The following is a 19381-nucleotide window of genomic DNA, read 5'->3' as shown; positions in this document are numbered from 1 at the left end:
TGCCGGGTTCCAGCGATCCCGCACTCCGACCCGCATGTGCCACCCCCAGGGATACCTTGAACCGCTTTGCCGCCTCTCACACCAACTGTCAGGCCCACGGCGTGTGGTGGCCAATACAACAAAATCCGTCTATGCCGCTTCTCTCGGATCTATTCCCATATCAGGTCGCTCATGCAGTAACGGAAGAATCAGAAGTTCCAACCGCTATCGACATGTTTGGCGCCCTGCGCTAACGTCGCGGGATCGGCTCTCTCAGGAGGGGGAAGTGATGCAATCCTTTGAGACGTTGGTCCGCAGACCAGAGGGCGACCTGCGGCCATCGGCACTACGCGACATCATCAACGGCGAATGCACCGCGGAAGATTGCCATCTGGGGAATCCTTGCTGCCAGAACCTGGCGCCTTGCAATGCCGCCGAGGATGTGGCCTGCGCCATCGTGGTCGGCTTGACGGAGAATGACAGTTGCCCGGATGGCGAGGTCTGCATCGAGCACGGGAACGCCTGCTGCCTGCTACCGGTCTGACCGGTCCGGCGTAGCCGCCCCACCCGTTATCCCGCCGCCAGGCGAGCACACCCAGGCGGGGGTCAACCCGACCCCCGCCCCGTGTAGCCGGCCGCCTGCACGGTGAACATCCGCGCATAGCGCCCACCCAGCGCGATCAGCGCATCGTGGCAGCCCTCCTCCACCACCTCGCCCTCGTGCAGCACATAGATCCGGTCCGCATCGCGAACTCCGGCCAGCCGGTGGGAGATCAGCACCACGGTCCGCCCCCGGAACAGCTGCCGCGCCCGGTCGAAGAGTTCGGCCTCGGCCTCCGGGTCCAGGGCCGCCGTCGGCTCGTCGAGGACCACCAGCCCGGCGTCCCGGTAGAACGCGCGCGCAAGCGCCACCCGCTGCCACTGCCCGCCGGACAGGTCCGCGCCATCGGCGAACTCCTTGGCCAGCACCGTGTCATAGCCCGATGGCAGGGCGCGCAGAAAGCCGTCCGCGCCCGCGTCCCGCGCCGCCTGCCCCATCCGTTCGCGGACCACCTCCATCGCCGCCGGACCGATCCGGCCCAGCCCGATGTTGTCGGCCGCCGACAGCCAGTACCGGACGAAGTCCTGGAACAGCACCGCCGAGGCCACCCGCAGCCGTCCGGGATCGCCCACCGGCCGCCCGTCCCAGAGCACCGTCCCGCCGTCCGGCTCGTACAGCCCGCAGATCACCTTCGCCAGCGTGGTCTTGCCCGAACCGTTGCGGCCCACCAGGGCCACCACCTCACCGGCCCGCACCCGCACCGAGACCTCGCGCAGCGCATCCCGGCCCGCTCGCGGATAGCGGAACGTGACCTTCTCCAGCCGCAGTTCGGCGAATCGCGCCGCCGGGGCGGGCGGCACCGGTGGTCGCTCCTCGGCCGGTGCCACAAAGTCCCGCAGGTCCTCCAGATACCGTACCGACTGACCGGCCGAGGCGAGCTGCATGCCGCCGGCCCGCAGCCGCCCGTCCAGCATCCGCAGCGCCGCGACGGCCGTACCCGCCGAGGCCAGGGACAGCACCCCGCGCCACACCGCGAGCCCCACCAGGGCGAGCACGGCCGCCGCCAGCGCCTGCGAGGCCAGCGCGGCCCGCACCCGTCGCACGGCGGACCGCCGGGCCACCACCACCGTCCGCCGGAACTCACCTTCGCAGCTGTCCCGCCAGCGCTCCAGAAGCGGCTCCGCCAGCTGGAAGGCGCGTACCTCCTTGGCCTCCTGACGGCCGGTCAGCAGTCCTTCCAGATAGCGGCGGTGTCTGCGCTGTTCGGCCAACTCCCAGGACAACACGTACTGTTCCGCATTGTTGCGGCGGGCCGCCCGTACCGCGGGCCAGGCGGCGAGCGGCACCAGCGGCAGCAGCCACCATTGCATGGCCAGCAACGCACCCGCCGCGAGCACCACCCCGCCGGACACCGACACCAGTTGGGCCAGCCCCGACACCAGAATGAACGGCTGGTTCAGGGAAGCGGCCACCACCCTGCTCACCCGGTCATGGAAGCCGGGATCCTCGTACCGCCGCAGGGGCACCGCCGAGGCCACCCGCAGCACCCGCGCCATGGCGGCCTGCCCCACCCTCAGTGTCAGCGTCTGCCGGGCCGGCCCGCCGACCGACTCGAGCAGGGTGTTCAGCACCGCGACCGCGCCCAGCACCAGCACCGGCACGACCAGCGCGCCGAATCCGCCCGGGTGCCAGGCTCCCGCCAGGACGGACCGCAGCGCCACCAATCCCGCTCCCGCCAGTACCGTCCCCAGCACCGTGCACCCCAGCACCACCAGCAGGCCCCGCCGGTCCGCCTCCCACGCCAGCGCGAACGCGAACCTCACCACCCGCGGCACCTCCCGCACCGCCAACCGGCCCGGCGCACCGGCCCCGCGCCCGCCTGCCCGCACAACGGACGCTTCGCCCACGGCCTTTACCCCCCGCCCCCGGTGACGCAGATACCGCGGGAAGCCTCCCCCGAGTCACCGGGCATGACGCGGCGCACAGACGGACGGACCGGACAAAGCACGCGCCGGAGCGCCCCGCTCACGCCACCACCGCCCCGGGTAACCGGCAGACACCCGGCCGATGGTGACCACCGCCCGAATTCAGTGCGCCCCGACCTCGCCTGACGCGCCGTCAGCCCAGTCGTCGCCCCAGTGCGCATCCCGAGCGGCCTTGTACCGCGCACCATGCCGCTTGGTCACCGTCTCCCGCACCAGCCCCTCCCCCGGCGTGCACAGCTCCAGCAGCACCTGCCCCTTGCGGATCTGCGGGCGGCGGACGATCCGCGAGGGCGACGCCCCGGCCGCCAACCCGCCCCGCACCGCGGCCAGATAGGAGAACTTCTCGTCCTCGTACGCCAGCGAACCGCCCTTGACCTGCCGGTGCAGCGAAGACCTGCTGACCCGGGCCGAGAAGTGACACCAGTCGGCGCCCGGCGCTATCGGGCACGCCGCGCTGTGCGGGCACGGTGCCACGATCCGGAACCCGGCCTCGATCAGCCGCTCCCGCGCCTCGATGATCCGCAGATGGCCATCGGGCGTGCCCGGCTCCACGATCACCACCGCCCGGGCACGGGCCGCCTGTTCGGTGACCGTGCGGCGGTCGGCGTCGGTGAGCTCGTTGAGGACGTAGGAGACGGTGACGAGGTCCACGTCGGCGGGGATCTCCAGACCGCCGCCGATGGTCTGCCGCCGCCAGCGCACCCCGCCCAGCACCTCGGTGCTGCGCGCCAGCTCGGCACCCAGCGCCAGGGCGGGCCGTGCCCAGTCCAGGACCGTGGTCTCCCGCTCCCCGCCGGGCCAGGCGGAGGCCACCGCCCAGGTGGCCGCGCCCGTGCCGCCGCCGATGTCGATGTGCGAGGCGGGCGCCCAGTCCGGCAGCCGGTCGCGGAACGCCTCCAGCGCGGACCGTACGGCCTCGAAGGTGGCGGGCATCCGGTACGCGGCGTACGCGGCGACATCGGAGCGGTCGCGCAGCACCGGGGCGTCGGTCGGGGTGCGCCCCCGGTAGCTGGCGATCAGCCGGTCTACGGCCTGGGCCGCCTGCCGGGGCGGCAGGCCGTCGAGGAGCTCGGCGAGCGCGGTGCGCAGGGTTTCGCCGGTCGGGGCGGTGTGGGGGGCGTGCATTGGCTGAATTTTACCGGCGCCCCCAGAGGATGTCCGACGGGTCGGCACCGGCCCTGGGCCGGCACCGGCCCTGGGTCGGCACCGGCCCTAACGAGCCCGGGCCGTGTCGCGCACCACTGCGGTGAGCCAGGCCTCGGCGTCGGCGATCAGCAGGGCGTCGGCGATGGCCGCCTCCCGCGCGTGCCGGACCACGAAGCCCAGCGGGCCCGACGCCCGGGCGGGGCAGGGGTCGGGCTCCGCTCGCCGAAGCCGCCCGGGCGGCTTTGGCGAGCGGAGGGCGTCGGCGGTCCGCAGGCATGCGGCCGAGGCCTGCCCGGCCAGCGTGGTCAGCTCACCGGCCGCCTCCGGCGTCGGCGGTGAGTGGTGCTCGTCCCGGCTGCGGGCGAGCATCAGCGAGCCGCCGTCGACGACGCCATAGCCCGCCTGCATGGCGCTCTCCCAGGGCAGTTCGGGGGCGTGCCGGGAGGCGCGTTCCGTCCGGTACTGCAGATATGTCTCATGGGCGAGGTACATCGCCCGGTGGACGGGCCACAGGGGCTCCGCTCCCGGCCCGGGGCCGTGGCACAGCTGAGCGGTCACCCCCGTGACCCCCTCGGCCGCCCGGGCCAGGAAGTCCTCGATGGCACGCCGCAGTTGGCCGTACCCGCCCCTGGGCCAGGCCAGCAGACTGGCCACCACGCCGATGGAACCGCCGACCAGGACGTCGACCAGGCGCGCCGCGGGAAGGTTCCAGCCGGGGTACGAGACCTGGCCGAAGAGCACCATGAAGGCGAGCGTCATCACGGCCTGCAGCCAGACGGGGCCGAGCACGGCGCCCACGCCAAAGCCCACCAGGAAGACCACGGGCGTCACGGCGGCGTAGAAGGCGGGGCGGTCGCCCACGGCGAGGAGCATCCCGGTGGCGAGGGCGGCGCCGACGGCCGTCCCCAGGACTCCGGGCACCAGCGCGGCGCGGGTGTCCGCGGCGGAGGTGCGCATCAGGCTGAGGGTCGCCAGCAGCACCCAGAAGCCATGCGGCAGGCTCAACGCCCCGGCCACCAGCCGGGCCACGGCCAGCGCCACGGCGACCCGGAGGGCGTTCTGCGCCATCACCGAGCGCGGGCTCAGATGCAGGCGCAGCACCCGCCACCACCGCAGGAGGACGGGCACGGTGGCGTAGCCGAACACTCCTCCGGGGTGCCGAAGGCGGGCGTCGGGGCGGACGCCCAGGGCGATCCGGCCGGCCTCGACGGCCACCAGCGCGCCCTGGGCCACCGTCCGTACGGTTGCGTCCTGCCGCAGTCGCCCGGGGGAGGCGGCGGTGAGCCGGCGTGCGCGCTCGGCCTCGAAGGTGAGCACCGCCGTGTGCAGGGTGTTCTCGCCGAGTTCCGCGGGGTCGCCGGAGCGCAGGGCCGGTGCCAGCCGCCGCAGGGTGGCCGCGCTGTGCTCCAGCAGGCGCAGCCCGGCGGGGTCCGCCTGCTGGGTGTCGGTGACCACGCCGTCCAGCTGGTTCCGGATGTGCCGCAGGGCCGCACGGGTGTGGTTGAGGGCCCGGTCCCGCAACGCGGCGGAGGTGGGGCGCTGGGCGGTGGGCACCTCGGAGAGCCGGGTCGCGTGCAGTGCCCGGTCGGCCGTCTCCCGCCGGTCCGGTACCTCGGCGCCGTCCCCGGCGTCCGCCACCAGGCGGCCGGTGGCGGCGGCGTAGTCGGCGACCGCGGTCACCGCGTCGGCGAGGAGCACCCGGTAGGGGACCGGTGGCGGGTCGGGCCACAGCAGCCGGTCCACGATCAGGGTGAGCAGGAAGCCGATGGTGAGCCCGGCGAGTCTGTCGCCCAGTTCCCCGGGGACATAGGGCGGGAAGCACGGGAGTACGTAGTAGAGCTGCAGGGAGGCGGCCAGTCCGGCCGGGCCCGGACCGGCGATGCCCAGGAAGGAGACCAGCAGGCCGACCACGAACAGGCCGAGGGCCGCGCTCCAGTCGTGGACGGCGAGCAGCGTGCCGGCGGTGACCATCGCCCAGCCGGCGGGCAGCATCCCGAGCAGCGCGCGGGTCCGCCGCCGGGCCGGTCCCGGGAGCTTGGCGAAGAGGATCAGCGGCAGCGCGCCGAACATGGTGTAGAGGGCCATGACCGGCTTGTCCAGCCCATAGGCCAGGACATAGAACCCGGTGCAGCCGGCCAGCACCACCCAGACCGCGGCGCGCAGCGCCTGCGGACCCTCCGGCTGCCGCAGCAGCCACCGGACCGGCCGGGTCAGGGCCGTGCGGGCACCGGCCTCGGGGGGTGTCTGGTGGATCACTTCTTCACCGTTGGGCAATCCCCCGGCCCCCGCAAGCCGGGCGGTGGCCGACCCGGCACTACCCCTTCGCCGCGGCCCCGGCCTCGTCCGTCCGCCGCCCTGGGCGGCACAGCCCCAGGAAGCACAGCACGGCCGCCAGCGCGCAGACCAGCTGGACGGTGGCCATCGGCACCGCCGTGTGCTCGCCCGCGATCCCGACCAGGGGCGAGGCGACGGCCCCCAGCAGACAGGTGGACGTGCCCAGCAGCGCGGACGCGGAGCCGGCCGCGTCGCGGGACCGCATCAGGGCCAGTGCGTTGGTGTTGGGCATGGCCAGGCCCATCGCGGACATCAGTACGAACAGGCCGGTGGCGACGGCCGCCAGCGGGACCTTGCCGAAGACACCGGAGGTCATCAGCAGCAGGGCGGCGGCCGCCACGGTGACCACCGCGAAGCCGAAGGCCAGGGCCTTGTCCAGGCTGACCCGGCCGATCAGCAGCTTGCCGTTGATCTGTCCCGCGGCGACCAAGCCGATCGAGTTGGCCCCGAAGAGCAGGCTGAAGGTCTGCGGGGAGGCGCCGTAGATGTCCTGGACGACAAATGGCGAGGCCGAGATGTAGGCGAAGAGCGCGGCGAAGGCGAAGCCGCCCGCGAGCATATAGCCGGTGAAGACCCGGTCGGTGAGCAGTGCGCCCATCGCGCGCAGCGCCTGGCCGACGCCGCCGGACTGCCGCCGCTCCGGCGGCAGCGTCTCGGGCAGCCGGCGCCAGACCAGCAGGGAGAGCGCGGCGCCCACGGCGGTGAGCACCACGAACACGCCCCGCCAGTCGGTCAGCCGCAGGATCTGCCCGCCGATGAGGGGCGCGGCCACCGGGGCCACCCCGGAGATCAGCATCAGGGTGGAGAAGAAACGTGCCATGGCCACGCCGTCGTACAGATCACGGACCATGGCCCGGGCGATGACGATCCCGGCCGCGCCCGCCAGGCCCTGCACCAGCCGGAAGCCGACGAGCAGTTCGGTGGTGGGCGCGAAGGCGCAGGCCGCGGTGGCCGCCACATAGATCAGCAGGCCGGTGAGCAGCGGGCGGCGGCGCCCCCACTTGTCGCTCATGGGGCCCACCACAAGCTGGCCGAGCGCCATGCCCATGAGGCAGGCGGTGAGGGTGAGTTGAACGGTCGCGGCCGGGCTGTGCAGCGAGTCGGTGACCTCGGGCAGAGCCGGGAGATACATGTCCATCGACAGCGGTGGCAGCGCGGTGAGCCCGCCGAGGGCGAGGGTGACGAGCAGGCCCGTCCGGCGGGCGGTCTCGGCGGTGGGTATTCGGTCTTCCCGGGGCTCGACCACGGTGGGGCCGGTGTCCGTCATGTGCTGCTCCTGGGGGTATGGCAGGGTCCTCCATGCTGTCACGAACATGCCCATAACCGACCCCTGCCCAGGGCGCCGCGTGACCTTCCGCCGGCCAACCACCCCAACTCCACATTCGGTTCAAAAAAATCTGTTCGACCAACTGCAACCGAGAACCCTCTTTTCCCGTGTTCCTCAATGAAGGCCCACGAAAGGGCCCACCAGGGAGGAAATCACCATGAACCGTGCATCTCGCCTCGCCATAACCGGCGCCCTCGCCACCGCTCTCCTCGGTGGTGGCGCCGCGGCCGCCGTCGCCGCCCCGGCCCCCGCGCACATCGCTTCCGTCGCCGCCAAGAAGCCCGCCCCGAAGCCCGCGCTCACCGCGCAGGCGAGCGCCGGCACGGTCAAGGCCTGGCAGGAGTTCCGCGTCACCGGCAAGGCCACCGGCATCAAGGCGGGCACCACGGTCACCCTCCAGCAGAAGCGGGGCGCCAAGTGGGTCTCGCTGCCCGCGAAGGTCGCCGTCAACAAGAACCTGAGCTACTCGATGCGCGTCAAGCTCGGCATCAAGGGCAAGAACAGCCTGCGCGTCGTCGGCGGCAACGCCGTCTCCCCGCAGTTCACCGTCACGGTGCGCTGAACCGCGCGATCCCCGCACAGCCCCGCACCGGCCGAGCGACCGGGCGCGGGGCTGTCGGAATACGGCCGCCCGGCTGCCGGTTGGCGCTGACCATGACCACCCACGAGGTACTGCGCTATACCGCCTTCTCCACCGACCCGGCCGGCGGCAACCCGGCCGGAGTCGTCCTCGACGCCACCGGGCTGGACGACGCCGCACAGCTCGCGATCGCCGCCGAACTCGGCTACAGCGAGACGGCCTTCCTCACCGCGCCTCCCGAGGGGCCGGGCGAGCCCGGCCGCGCCCACACCCTGCGCTTCTTCAGCCCGCTGGCCGAGGTCCCCTTCTGCGGCCACGCCACCATCGCCACCGCCGTCGCCCTCGCGGAACGGGACGGCCCCGGCTCCTTCACCTTCGCCACTCCGGCCGGCACCGTCCCGGTCACCGTCACCGAGGCCGACGGGCAACTGCGCGCCACTCTCACCAGCGTTGAGCCCCACACGGAGCAAGCGGAGCCGGAGACGGTGACCGAGGCGCTGGCCGCCCTGGACTGGCCGGCCACCGACCTCGACCCCGCCTTCCCGCCCCGCATCGCCTACGCGGGCGCCCGCCACCTGGTCCTGGCCGCCGCCACCCGGGAGCGCCTCGCCGACCTCCACTACGACTTCGAGCGGCTCAAATCCCTGATGCGGAAGCAGGACCTGACCACCGTCCAACTGGTCTGGCGGGAGAGCGAGTCGGTCTTCCACGTCCGCGACCCGTTCCCGGTCGGCGGCGTCGTCGAGGACCCGGCGACCGGCGCCGCGGCCGCCGCGCTCGGCGCCTACCTCAGGGAGTACGGCCTGGTCGGCGCCGATGCCACGCTCACCCTCCACCAGGGCGCCGACCTCGGCCGCCCCGGCGTCCTCGAGGTCGGACTGCGCTCCGGCGACCCCCGGGTCACGGTGACCGGAGCGGCGGCCCGGATCGGCTGAAGACGGCGCGGACGCCATGGGCATCGCGGCCGACGGACGGCGCGGTCGGCCACGCCGTACGGGGCCGGGTCGCGCGACCCGGTCAGACCGTCCGGACTTCCGCCGCCCGCTCGGACGACCGGCCGACGTCCGGCTCCACCGCCGTGCGGCGCGCGGACCGCTCCGCCCGGCCGCTGGTGATCAGCAGCCCCAGCAGGAGGGTGGCCACGCCACACCCCGCGACGATCCCCCATGCGGGCCGCACCGCGTCCGCGAAGGCGGTGGCATCGGTGATCGTCCGGCCGCCCAGGCCACCGACCAGGATCGCGCCGAGCACCGCGACCCCGAGCGAGAAGCTCGACCGGCCCGCGGAGGTGAAGATCGCCGCAGCGAGTCCGGCCCGGTCCTCCGGCATTCCCGAGACGCCCTCGGCGAGCAGCAGTGGAGCGGACAGGCCGACACCGGCCCCGAAGAGCACAAACTCGGCGAACAGCAGGACGCTGGAGGAGTCGGCGGCGAAGACCGCGATCATCAGGCCGCCGGCCGCCAACGCCGCACCTGCGGCGACCAGTAGTGGCCGTCGCCCGTAGCGCGCCGCCAGCCGCCCCGCGAACTGCGAGCAGATCCCCAGCGCGGCCGCCGGCGGCAGCGTCCACAGCCCCGCCTCCAGCACCGACAGCTTCAGCGGGTCCTGCAGGTAGAGCGAGCTGAGGAAGAAGAAGCCGCCGAACGCCCCGAAGACACACATCCCGGCGGCGATCGCACCGCTGAACCGGATGTTGCGGAAGAACCCCAGCTCGATCAGCGGCTCGGAGCGGCGCCGTTCATACCCGAGGAGCCCGGCGAGCGAGGCGACGGCAACCGTCAGACAGCCGATGACGACCGGTGAGGTCCAGCCCGCGCGCGGGGCTTCGATCACCGCGTAGGTCAGCGGGCCGAGCAAGGTGATCACCAGCAACTGGCCGACCGCGTCCAGCCGGCGCGGCCGTTCGGCACGCGACTCCGGCACACAACGGGCCGCGAGCGCCACCGCGGCCAGCCCGATCGGCAGGTTCAGCCAGAACACCGACCGCCAGCCGACACCGGCCACCAACACCCCGCCCAGCAGCGGCCCCACGGCCAGGCCCAGCCCATAGGCGGTCATCCACATGCCCATGGCCCGGGTCCGTTCCGCCTTCCCGGTAAAGGTGTTGGCGATGATCGCCATCGACACCGGGCCCATCGCCGCACCACCAGCACCCTGGATCGCCCGGAACACCACCAGGAACGTCAGGGATGGTGCCAGTGCGCACACCACCGACGCCCCCGTGAACACCACAAGCCCCACCTGCAGCACCCGCCGCCGCCCGACCCGGTCACCGGTCGATCCGGCCAGCAGCATCAGCGATGCCGTGGCCAGACTGAAGGCATCCACCGCCCACTGCATCCCGGACACGGACGCATGCAACTCCCGCTCCATGGTGGGCAGGGCGACATTGAGCGCGGTGACATCGACACCGATCATCAGCAGGGCGACACAGCAGACCACCAGCACAAGCCGGCGCTGCCGTTGGCCGAGCGCAGCCGTCATGACGCGGCCCTCCTTCCCGCACGGGTCATCCGACCCCGCTCCTCCAGGATCCGGCGGAGGGCGGTACGGCGCCCATCGGGAGACCGGCGGACGGACGGACGAGGCACAGGTCCCCCGATCGGGGGACCGCCCGCCGACCTCCCGCTACGCGGCCGCGACACACGGCAACGTTACGATCCACGCCACTCACAGACCCGCACCGCCCTCCCGGAGGCCATTGCGGCCGCGATCCGCGAACTCGCCGCTGTCGAAGGCCGCACCCCCGAAGAGCTGGCCGACCGCTATGTATCCGGGGCGCTCAAGATCCCCACCGAGCCGATCGACGCCGGCGACTGGGCATTCTTCGACGGGCCCGCCGACCTCGATGCCCGGCGGGCATGGCGGCTGAGGTGCTCCTTCCTCACTCGCGCCCACGCCACCCAGCCCCCACCGCCAGCACCGCGGTCGCACCGCCCAGCACCATGACCACCGAGGGAGACGTACGGTCCACGACCGCACCACCCACCAACGCCCCCAGCGAAATGGTCGCCTGGAACGACGCGGTGAAGAGCACCGAGGCCGCCTCCGGCGCATGCGGGGCCGCGTTGGCGAACCAGGTCTGCGAAGAGACCGGAACGGCGCCATAGGCGATGCCCCAGACGATGAGCAGTGCGACCGCGCCGAGATCCCATCGGCCGAGCACGGGAAACAGCAATGCCGCTCCGGCGATCAGCCCTGCCGCGACCCCGAACGTTGCGCGCGGACGGCGTGCCACCGCCGAACTCCCCGCGAAATTACCGAGGATACCGGCGGCTCCGTAAACCAGCAGGAATACGGTGATCAACCCCGGCCCCAGGTGAGTGACCCGCTCAAGGAACGGAGTCACATACGTATAGGTTCCGAAATGGGCGAGCACCACGAGAAAAGTCATCAGCAGCGCAATGCGGGTCCGAGCGCCTCGCAACAGGCCACGCAGCACGCTCAGGCCGGTGGCCTGGACCGGAGGCAGCGGCGGAATCACCAGAACCACCAGGACGAGCACCCCGGCGGTCAGAACTCCCATGACGGCAAAGGCCGTACGCCAACCAGCCGCATTCCCGATGAACGTGCCGACGGGCACCCCCAGCACGGAACCCAGTGGAACCGCGGAGAAGATCACCGCGGTCGCCCTGCCGACCGATTCCGCCCGCACCAGCCGCCCGGCCAGCCCGGCCCCGACCGACCAGAAGCCGCCGATGGTGATCCCGACCAGCACCCGGGAAACCAGCACCAGCCAGTAGGCGGACGCGGCCGCCGCGAGGAAGTTCGCCAGCGCGAGCAGGAGCATAAAGGCGCACAGCATCAGCCGCCGGTCGATTCGTGCCGTCGCCACGGTGACCACGGGTGCGGAAATCGCGGCGAGGATTCCTGGCATGGTCATCATCAGACCCGCCATTCCGTCCGAGACGGTGAAGTCGGCCCCGATCGCGGCACGGTCGGTGGAATCAATGACTGCGTTGGACATGCATTTCCGTCCCATGGTGAACATTCCCCTTGCGATGCCCACCAGTTCAGCAATCACCACCGGCCCGGGTCTGGCGGATTTGCGGCATCGACCCAAACGCTCATCGAGTGGCCTCCGAAAGTCGAGACGCGACGTCTCGTCTTGACTTCCTGGGGGCGACCTCCCTAGAGTGGCAATCACGCAACGAGACGAACCGTCTCGCCGCTCGTCGCCACATCAGAGGAGCTGCCACATGACCACCGCCCCTGCCGCCCCCGCTCCCCCCTCCTCCGCCGCCGACCGCGTCTGGCTCATCACCGGAGCCAGCCGAGGCCTGGGCCGGGCCTTCACCGAGGCCGCCCTCGGCGCCGGCGACCGCGTGGTCGCCGTGGCCCGCTCCCTCACCGCGCTGGAGCCGCTGACCGCCGAGCATGGCGACCGCCTGCTGGCCCTCCCCCTGGACGTCACCGACCGCGCGGCGGTACACACCACCGTCGACCAGGCGGTACGGCACTTCGGCCGCCTCGACATCGTCGTCAACAACGCCGGTTTCCTCGCCATGGGAATGATCGAGGAGTTCACCGAGGCCGAAGCCCGCGCCCAGCTGGAGACCAACTTCTTCGGCGCCCTCTGGGTCAGCCAGGCCGTACTGCCGCACCTGCGCGCCCAGCGGAGCGGCCACATCGTCCAGATTTCCAGCATCGGCGCCCTGGGCGGCTTCCCGCTCACCGGGTTGTACAGCGCCAGCAAGTTCGCCCTGGAAGGGATGAGCGAGGCGCTGGCGGCGGAGGCCGCGGGCTTTGGCGTCAAACTCACCATCGTCCAGCCCGGCGGCTACTGGACCGACCTCTACACCACGGGACTGACCGCCACCGAACCGATGGACGCCTATGCCCCGCTCCGGGCGGAGCTGGAGAAGCAGTTCGCCGAGGGGTCCGTCGACAGCCTGCCGCAGCTTGCCGCCGAAGCCGTCCTGAAGCTGGTGAACAGCGCGGAACCCCCGCTGCGGCTGCTGCTCGGCAGCACCGTCTACGACCTGGCCTTCGACATCTCCCGGAAGCGGATGGACACATGGGCGGCCTGGGAGGAGACCAGCCGGGCAGCCGAACAGGCCGTCGAAGCACCCCAGGAGTCATGACCCGGCAATGCGTCGGCTCAGGGATCGATGCGAGCGGCCTCAAGTCCGGCGAAGATCGCGTCCGCGCGCATCAAACCCTTGTCAGACGGGCTCAAATACCAGTTGCTTGCTCAGCGTTGCGCGCACGGGAGAGCGCTCGATGCGTTCCCTGACCACCGGCCGGTGCGCCTCCAGCGCCGGGGCGAGGACGAGCTCGTACCGGAACCCGGTAACCGACTCCCCCCGCTCCAGGTGCACGCGCACGCTCACCTCGCCGTCGGTGACGCCCAGTTCGGCCAGCGCCATGCGTGCCGAGATGGTCATACACGTGGCGAGCGCAGCCTCCAGCAGCTCATGCGGCCGCAGCCCGGCCGTTCCGCCGACGCCGCTCTTGAGGGTGTCGGCGAGGCCCTCGTTTTCGCCGGAACGGAAACGGACCTGCCAAGGGGTTGGAAGAGCTGTTGTCTCGATCATGTAACCCTGCCTGCTCATGGGGGATCGGCCAGGGCAGAAGCGTAACCAGCAGCCCACATCATGAGAAGCACAGTCCAAACTGTGGAACGGCCGACGATTCGCGTCGGTACCGATTCCATTGGCACTCCCCTGGCCGACCCCAGGTCACTACCATCTGCCCATGGCAGAGGTGGAGACAGCGTTCCAGTCCCTCGATGGCACTGCCCTTGCGGGCACCCTGACCACACCCCAAGAGCCCATGACCGGCCTGGCGGTACTGGTGCACGGCGCCGGCGTCACTCGTGACGAGGGCGGGTTCTTCACCCGGCTCGCCGCGGGCCTGGCGTCATCCGGCCTCCGGTCTCTGCGTTTTGACCTGCGCGCCCACGGTGCCAGCGGAGGACGGCCGGAAGAGGTGACCATCGCCGGTGTCGCCAACGACATCCGCGCGGCATGCGATCACCTGTGAGCGGAGAACGGGCGCCCGGGCCCGGTGCATGTGATCGCGGCATCGTTCGCCGGTGGTGCGGCCGCGCTCCACGCTGCGCACCGGCCACAGGACGTCGAACGTCTGGTCCTGATGAACCCCAGGCTGGATTACCGCGAGCGGTACATCACCAGCAGGCCGTACTTCGACGGCGACTACATCTCCGCGAAGGCCGCCAGGGCGCTGGATACGGGTGGTTTCACCGAGCGCAGCCCGTTCGAGCTGGGCCGGGCTCTGCTCAATGAGGTCCACTACCTCGCCCCGGAGGTGTTCCTCCGGGCGGTACGCGCGCCCGCGCTGTTGGTCCACGGAACGAAGGACACGTTCGTACCGGTCGAGTCCTCCCGCCGGTATCTGAGCATCTTCGGCGGCCCGGCCGAACTCCTGGAACTCGACGGCGCACAGCACGGCTTTGCTGTGCACGAGGATCCGCTACCTCCATCCGCAGTCACAGGCGTGGCAGGCCGAAGTCATCGACCGTGTCACCGCATTCCTTGTCAACTAGCACCGTTGCAGGCAGCTCTTGCCCTTCTAGAGTGATTCGCCCGGCAATTGAAGATACGCCTCACGGAGCGCCACCAGAACAGGGTGCTCCGTGGGGAACTGTGTGTCATCGACGGCACTGATCGCACGGACACCGATCGAGGTGTTTGTCGCAAACACGGCCTGCATGGTACGGGCAGTATCGACAGTCACCGGAGCGGTGATGTGGTCGTGATGCTCTTGGAGCAGGGCCATGGTGACCCCAGGCAATACATCGCCCTTCGGCCATACCACGATGCCTTGGGCATCAACGAAAGCCACGTTCCATGTACCGCCTTCGGACACCGATTCGTCGGGTCCGATGAACAGCGCGTCATCGAATCCGGCGAGCTGGGCAGTGCGACGGGCCTGCAGAGCACCGAAAAGGCCGGCATGCTTCACCGCGGGCGCGTCGCGCACATAGGGAACCGTCTTCACGCGCATGGGCGGGAACGGTAGCGCGCCCGTCGGCCTGGTCGTCACCAGGACGTGCGGAGTGGCCGACAAAGCGGGGTGCCCCAGGTCCAGGGCCGGATCGAAGATGGTCACGCGTACGACGAAAGACCCGGTACCTCGGACCGCACGAGCCACGAACTCGCTTACGCGGTCGAGAGGAAGGTCCACGTCAAAGACCGCACGGCAATCCCGGGCAAGCCGCTCCAAATGGAGGCTCAGTCCGCGTACGCGCTGGTCATCAACCCTCATCGACGTGAAATGACCGTAGTTCGTGAGTGCAAGGGCCCGCAGGGCATCAGAGTCAGCCGGCTGTCCGTTCAGCTCCATCATGCGTCTCAGTGTCCCAGCCAGGAGGCGCGCGGATCGCGGAAGAGCACGAGCCCGAGCGTACGCTCACTGTCCGATGCGGTAGAAGATCTTGTCGTCGTGCGGCTCGGCGCCGAGCGCCTTGTAGAACGCGAGTGCGGCAGAGTTGCCCCGGTCAGCAGTCCACTCCACGCGGGAACATCCTGCTTCGGCAGCAGCGTCACGGAGCTTGTCCATCAGCATCCGTGCGATTCCGCGCCGTCGGGCGGATTCCCTCACAAACAACTCTTTAAGGTAGAGCGATGCTTCTGCTCCGGACGCCGGCCACAGGAAGGAATACGAGGCCATTCCGGCGATCGAATCCTCTTCCCTGGCCAACAGGACGGTAGCCGCCGGTTGTTCACCAAACAGCAGGGATCGGATTTGATGGAGGTTTCCCGGGGCACTGTCGCCGCCATAGTATGCCTCAATCTCGCCAATAAGGACGGCGATTTCCTCGGCATCCGCCGCCGTAGCCCGGCTAATTGTTACCACGTTAAACAGCTCCTTCCCCAGTTGGTAGCGCCAACACTTGCTGCAGCACGCGCACTTCCGGTAATTCCTTCGTCCCTGCGGGCAGGCTAGTCACCAGCTCACGGGCTCGATGGAAGATCAGCGCACTGCGGTGCTCAGTTGGCAAGTCCGTGATGGTTTCGGTGGCGCTCACTACGGCAGCGACGGGGTCGCCGTCAATGGCCAGACAAGCGGCTTGGTCAAGGCGAACGAACGCCCGGTCGCTCTGGTCGGATGCTGGGTACAGTTCGAGCGCCCGGTCGTGTTCCTCTCCAGCCCGGCTTGTCTCCCCAAGATGTGTCCATGCGTTTCCGGAGTGAAAGCCCAACTGGCTTTCGCTGTACCCGAAGGCCGAGGCAATGTGCTCCTCTTCATCAAGCCGATTGAGGGCGACTTCGGCGCGGGCGAGGGCTACGGCCGTCTCCTCCCTGAGGCCAAGGACGGCCTGGGCTCTGGCCTCCAACGGCGCAGCCAGGGCTGGGCCGACAGACGCCAGACCATCCACGAGAGATTGTGCGCGAGAGGCGAGCTCAACGGCTCCCTTTATGTTCCCGTCGTAGTAAAGCTCGTACGACTCGTGCGCATACATCCACGACATGACCGCACGATCCTCGGCTGCCGCTGCGGCTGTGCGTCCGGTACGCCACCAGTCCCGCGATCCAGGGTCACCCAGCTTGAGCAGAGTCAGAGCCATGAGACCGGACAGCTTCGCCAAAATGCTGGTCAGCCGCCGACGCACAGGGACGGGGTGGCGATGTGTAAGCAAACGTTGCAGGTCGGCGAAGTCACCCATCAACTCTGCCAGATGACTACTCGCCGATCTGTACCGGGTGGCTCGTCCATGCTTGGCAACCGTGTAATCCCACTCCTCCAAAGTGGAGTCGGTCAGCGGCCCAGCGGCAAGCGCATCCATGACGCCACGTTGCAAGGCAGCGGCCTGCTCAAACGGCGAGTCGCCGGGATGGGCGGCAGAGAGTGTCACAAGCTCACCACGGGCACCGAGAGCTTGATCGAGGGCCAGGGCAAGCTGCGGTGTCGGGTGACGTTTGCCGAGTTCGAGGTCGGAGACGTAGCTCTTGCCGCAGTTGGCGAGTTGGGCCACGTCGCGTACGGAGCGGCTGCCGCGAAGTCGGCGCAGGGTTTGTCCAAAGGTCTCGCTCACCTGTGCTCCTCACCCAACATGTCCGCTGCTGTCCGCAGCAGTGCGGACAGCAGCGGACACTCAACTCCTATGCATGGTCAGCGTCATGGGAAACGCTACTCCCTGGCGAACGGCAGGCCGGACTTCGAGCAGTTCGGGCTGATTCCGGCCACCCCTTACTCCGTAGGCAACTTCTCTCGCTGACCCACAAGGAGTTCCCCCATGCACCCTCACAGCACCGAACAAGCGACACCCTTGATGACCCTCATGACCGGAGAGAACACCCCCATCGACCTCGTCACCATCCGCGCCACCATCCGCCGCGCCCTCCAAGAACGGATCACCCGCCCCGGGACCCACGAGATCGAGGAACTCACCCGGGCACTCCGGACACACCTGGAGCTGATGCTCACCGAGGCGCAGAGCCGGGCGGACCAGCTCGACGACGGCACGGTGGCAAAGAGCCGTTGGGAAGCGCTCATCGAGCATGTCCGCGCCGACCTCGCCTTCGGCGTCGGCAGCGAACGCCCCGTACGCGCGGCCGCCGACACATACATGCAAACCCTGGCCCGGGACACTCGCTTCCTGGCGGATTGCCTTGATGAGTAGGGCGGATCACAGGCACTGGCCACCCACCCCCGCCCGAAGCGCCTCCAGCAGCGCCCCGGCGTGCGGATTCGGCCGGGTGCGGCGGGCGATGGCCACGCCGAGGTAGCGGGCGGGGCGGGTTCGCCGCCTCGGCGACCGCTCCGTCAGTACGATCGGGCTCGGTGCCATGCCGCTGTCCGTCGAGGGACGGCCCGACGAAGCACGGGCGATCGCCACGATCCATGCCGCGCTCGACGCCGGAGTCACCCTGATCAACACGGCCGACTCCTACCACATCCTCCCTGAGGAAGTCGGCCACAATGAATCGCTCATCACCCGCGCCAATGTGGACACCGGCCAGATCCGCCAGGCCAGGGAGATCCTGGGCGAGGGACTGGTCTCCGTACAGAACCGCTTCTCCCCGGCCGTCCGCCATCATGAACCCGCGCTCCGGCTGTGCGAGCGGCTGGGAATCGCCTTCCTGCCGTGGAGCCCGCTCGGCGGCATCTCGCGCAGCGTGCTCGACGAGGAGAGCGAACAGGGCCCGGCTTTCCCGGAGTTCCACCGGGTCGCACGGGAGCGCGGAGTCAGCCCCCAGCAGGTCTGCCTCGGCTGGCTGTTGGCGCTCTCACCGGCCGTCGTCCCCATCCCCGGCGCCTCCCGCCCGGAGTCGGTGCGCGACTCGGCGGGCGCGGCGGATCTGGTACTGACGGACAAGGAGGTCGCCCGGCTCACGCGCACCGGGCCGGGGAGCCGACCGGGGCCGTGACCCTCAGGACGCGGCGAGCGGACCGTGACGAGGTTCACTCGCCTCCCTCGCGTCCAGCAGCTCCTCCCAGTGCTCCTGCGCCCAGGCGCACACCGCATCCAGCGGTGGCACCATGCTCCGCCCGAGCGCGGTGAGTTCGTACTCCACCCGTCGCACCGGCGTGGTGTGCTCGGCGCGCGTGATCAGGCCGTCGCGCTCGAGTTCGCGCAGTGACTGGGTGAGCACCTTGGCGGTGATGCCGCGCAGGGGAATCCGCAGCTCGGAGAAGCGCCTCGGCCCGTCCTGCAGACAACGGACGATCATTCCCGCCCACTTGCCGCCCAGGCGGAGCGGGGACAGGTCGGACGGGCAGAGCGGATCGAACATCTCTGGGTCCAGTGGCTTGGTCACGGCTCCACGGTAGTTGGTATCCCGGGGGTAACCACCCGTCCGGCTACGTTCGCTGCCATGCGGCCAGCCAACCGGGCGGCCCTGGATGCGAGGTGGATCACATGCTCAGGATTGTTGTCTTCGGCGCGGGTGGCAGGGCCGGACGGGCGGCCATCGACGAGGCCCGCCGGCGTGGGCACCAGGTGACGGCGGTGGTGCGGGATGCGGCGCAGCACAGTCAACTCGCCGCCGACGGGGTGCAGTTGGCGGTCGGGGACGTTAGCGACGCGGCCGGGGTGGCCCGGATCGCCGAGGGGCATGACGCCGTGATCAATGCCACCGCCGACCTCGGTGCGCAGCCGGACGTCTTCTTCCCCGGTGCCGCCCGAGCCCTGCTCGAGGGGCTGCCGAAGGCCGGGGTGAACCGGCTGGTGTCGATCGGCATCTCGTCGTCACTGGTCACCGAGTCCGGGGCGCTGCTCCTGGACACGCCCGAACATCCGCAGGAGTACCGTGCCTTCTGCCTGGGGCACACCGCCGGGACCGACGTCCTGCGCACCGAGGGCGACGCGCTCGACTGGGTGGTCGTCAGCCCGTCCGGCGACTTCGACCATGAGGGCAGCCGCACCGGCCGCTACGCCGAGGCTCCGGCCAGGATGGCGAGCCGGATCTCCTACGCCGACTTCGCGATCACGCTGCTCGATGAGATCGACAGCCCCAGGCACCACCGGGTCCATTTCGGCGTCGAGACGAGCTGATGACGACGGGGTCGTCAGGCGGCGG

21 protein-coding genes are annotated in these 19381 nt (G+C 70.4%); 9 read left to right on the top strand and 12 right to left on the bottom strand.

Translation table 11 applies throughout. The features are described 5' to 3' along the window. The first annotated feature begins 268 nt into the window (after positions 1-268). Entirely contained in the window at positions 269-523 is a 255-nt protein-coding gene (locus ABCR83_RS15900; RefSeq protein ID WP_462695656.1) for a hypothetical protein, read from the top strand. A gap of 62 nt (positions 524-585) precedes the next feature. Here the strand turns inward: ABCR83_RS15900 and ABCR83_RS15895 are convergent, their stop codons facing one another. The 4 genes from ABCR83_RS15895 to ABCR83_RS15880 form a co-directional block, all read right to left on the bottom strand. Then, on the bottom strand, positions 586-2346 hold the full coding sequence (locus ABCR83_RS15895) for an ABC transporter ATP-binding protein (RefSeq protein WP_462695655.1): 1761 nt from the start codon (positions 2344-2346) through the stop codon (positions 586-588). A 261-nt stretch (positions 2347-2607) separates the two neighbouring features. Beyond that, a complete protein-coding gene (locus ABCR83_RS15890; protein ID WP_462695654.1) occupies positions 2608-3630 on the bottom strand; it encodes a small ribosomal subunit Rsm22 family protein in 1023 nt (340 codons plus the stop codon). Between the two features lie 87 nt (positions 3631-3717). Beyond that, on the bottom strand, positions 3718-5907 hold the full coding sequence (locus ABCR83_RS15885; protein ID WP_462695653.1) for an FUSC family protein: 2190 nt from the start codon (positions 5905-5907) through the stop codon (positions 3718-3720). Between the two features lie 58 nt (positions 5908-5965). Continuing rightward, on the bottom strand, positions 5966-7252 hold the full coding sequence (locus tag ABCR83_RS15880) for a multidrug effflux MFS transporter (RefSeq protein WP_462695652.1): 1287 nt from the start codon (positions 7250-7252) through the stop codon (positions 5966-5968). Between the two features lie 217 nt (positions 7253-7469). Between ABCR83_RS15880 and ABCR83_RS15875 the strand changes: the two genes are divergently transcribed. Both ABCR83_RS15875 and ABCR83_RS15870 read left to right on the top strand, forming a co-directional pair. After that, a complete protein-coding gene (locus ABCR83_RS15875; RefSeq protein ID WP_462695651.1) occupies positions 7470-7874 on the top strand; it encodes a hypothetical protein in 405 nt (134 codons plus the stop codon). Between the two features lie 92 nt (positions 7875-7966). Then, entirely contained in the window at positions 7967-8827 is an 861-nt protein-coding gene (locus ABCR83_RS15870; RefSeq protein ID WP_462695650.1) for a PhzF family phenazine biosynthesis protein, read from the top strand. A gap of 82 nt (positions 8828-8909) precedes the next feature. Here ABCR83_RS15870 and ABCR83_RS15865 read toward each other — a convergent pair whose 3' ends face one another. Together ABCR83_RS15865 and ABCR83_RS15860 are read right to left on the bottom strand one after the other, a co-directional pair. Further along, the gene (locus ABCR83_RS15865) at positions 8910-10376 is read right to left on the bottom strand and encodes an MFS transporter (protein ID WP_462695649.1); all 1467 of its coding nucleotides are present in this window, start codon (positions 10374-10376) and stop codon (positions 8910-8912) included. Positions 10377-10776: 400 nt separating this feature from the next. Further along, the gene (locus ABCR83_RS15860; RefSeq protein WP_462695648.1) at positions 10777-11859 is read right to left on the bottom strand and encodes an MFS transporter; all 1083 of its coding nucleotides are present in this window, start codon (positions 11857-11859) and stop codon (positions 10777-10779) included. A 232-nt stretch (positions 11860-12091) separates the two neighbouring features. Here ABCR83_RS15860 and ABCR83_RS15855 point away from each other — a divergent pair, with 232 nt between their 5' ends. Next, complete coding sequence (locus ABCR83_RS15855) at positions 12092-12976, top strand: SDR family oxidoreductase (RefSeq protein ID WP_462695647.1); 885 nt, start codon at positions 12092-12094, stop codon at positions 12974-12976. A gap of 81 nt (positions 12977-13057) precedes the next feature. On the opposite strand, the gene ABCR83_RS15850 is transcribed toward ABCR83_RS15855, so the two are convergent. After that, a complete protein-coding gene (locus ABCR83_RS15850) occupies positions 13058-13429 on the bottom strand; it encodes an OsmC family protein (RefSeq protein ID WP_462695646.1) in 372 nt (123 codons plus the stop codon). Between the two features lie 160 nt (positions 13430-13589). Between ABCR83_RS15850 and ABCR83_RS15845 the strand changes: the two genes are divergently transcribed. After that, the gene (locus ABCR83_RS15845) at positions 13590-13877 is read left to right on the top strand and encodes an alpha/beta hydrolase (protein WP_462695645.1); all 288 of its coding nucleotides are present in this window, start codon (positions 13590-13592) and stop codon (positions 13875-13877) included. Between the two features lie 111 nt (positions 13878-13988). After that, positions 13989-14435, top strand: coding sequence for an alpha/beta hydrolase family protein (locus ABCR83_RS15840; RefSeq protein WP_462695644.1), 447 nt, complete (start codon positions 13989-13991; stop codon positions 14433-14435). Here ABCR83_RS15840 and ABCR83_RS15835 read toward each other — a convergent pair. The 3 genes from ABCR83_RS15835 to ABCR83_RS15825 form a co-directional block, all read right to left on the bottom strand. Then, positions 14427-15203, bottom strand: coding sequence for an aminotransferase class IV family protein (locus tag ABCR83_RS15835; protein ID WP_462695643.1), 777 nt, complete (start codon positions 15201-15203; stop codon positions 14427-14429). The genes ABCR83_RS15840 and ABCR83_RS15835 overlap by 9 nt on opposite strands. 63 nt (positions 15204-15266) lie before the next feature. Next, complete coding sequence (locus tag ABCR83_RS15830) at positions 15267-15713, bottom strand: N-acetyltransferase family protein (RefSeq protein ID WP_462695642.1); 447 nt, start codon at positions 15711-15713, stop codon at positions 15267-15269. 1 nt (position 15714) lies between these two features. Continuing rightward, complete coding sequence (locus ABCR83_RS15825) at positions 15715-16893, bottom strand: helix-turn-helix transcriptional regulator (protein ID WP_462695641.1); 1179 nt, start codon at positions 16891-16893, stop codon at positions 15715-15717. Positions 16894-17094: 201 nt separating this feature from the next. On the opposite strand from ABCR83_RS15825, the gene ABCR83_RS15820 reads away from it, so the two are divergent. Next, complete coding sequence (locus ABCR83_RS15820) at positions 17095-17481, top strand: DUF6415 family natural product biosynthesis protein (protein WP_462695640.1); 387 nt, start codon at positions 17095-17097, stop codon at positions 17479-17481. 6 nt (positions 17482-17487) lie between these two features. Here ABCR83_RS15820 and ABCR83_RS15815 read toward each other — a convergent pair whose 3' ends face one another. Next, the gene (locus ABCR83_RS15815) at positions 17488-17649 is read right to left on the bottom strand and encodes a hypothetical protein (protein ID WP_462695639.1); all 162 of its coding nucleotides are present in this window, start codon (positions 17647-17649) and stop codon (positions 17488-17490) included. Here ABCR83_RS15815 and ABCR83_RS15810 point away from each other — a divergent pair. After that, complete coding sequence (locus ABCR83_RS15810; RefSeq protein WP_462695638.1) at positions 17648-18229, top strand: aldo/keto reductase; 582 nt, start codon at positions 17648-17650, stop codon at positions 18227-18229. The genes ABCR83_RS15815 and ABCR83_RS15810 overlap by 2 nt on opposite strands. A gap of 3 nt (positions 18230-18232) precedes the next feature. On the opposite strand, the gene ABCR83_RS15805 is transcribed toward ABCR83_RS15810, so the two are convergent. Then, entirely contained in the window at positions 18233-18619 is a 387-nt protein-coding gene (locus ABCR83_RS15805; RefSeq protein WP_462695637.1) for a winged helix-turn-helix transcriptional regulator, read from the bottom strand. A 101-nt stretch (positions 18620-18720) separates the two neighbouring features. Between ABCR83_RS15805 and ABCR83_RS15800 the strand changes: the two genes are divergently transcribed. Further along, positions 18721-19356: an NAD(P)-dependent oxidoreductase gene (locus ABCR83_RS15800; RefSeq protein ID WP_462695636.1), complete on the top strand. Its 636-nt coding sequence runs from the start codon at positions 18721-18723 to the stop codon at positions 19354-19356. The last annotated feature ends 25 nt before the right edge of the window (positions 19357-19381 follow it).

This window comes from Streptomyces xingningensis (assembly GCF_054957865.1).
Note: the sequence above shows the minus strand (reverse complement) of the source record. Positions and strands in the feature narration are given on the sequence as shown.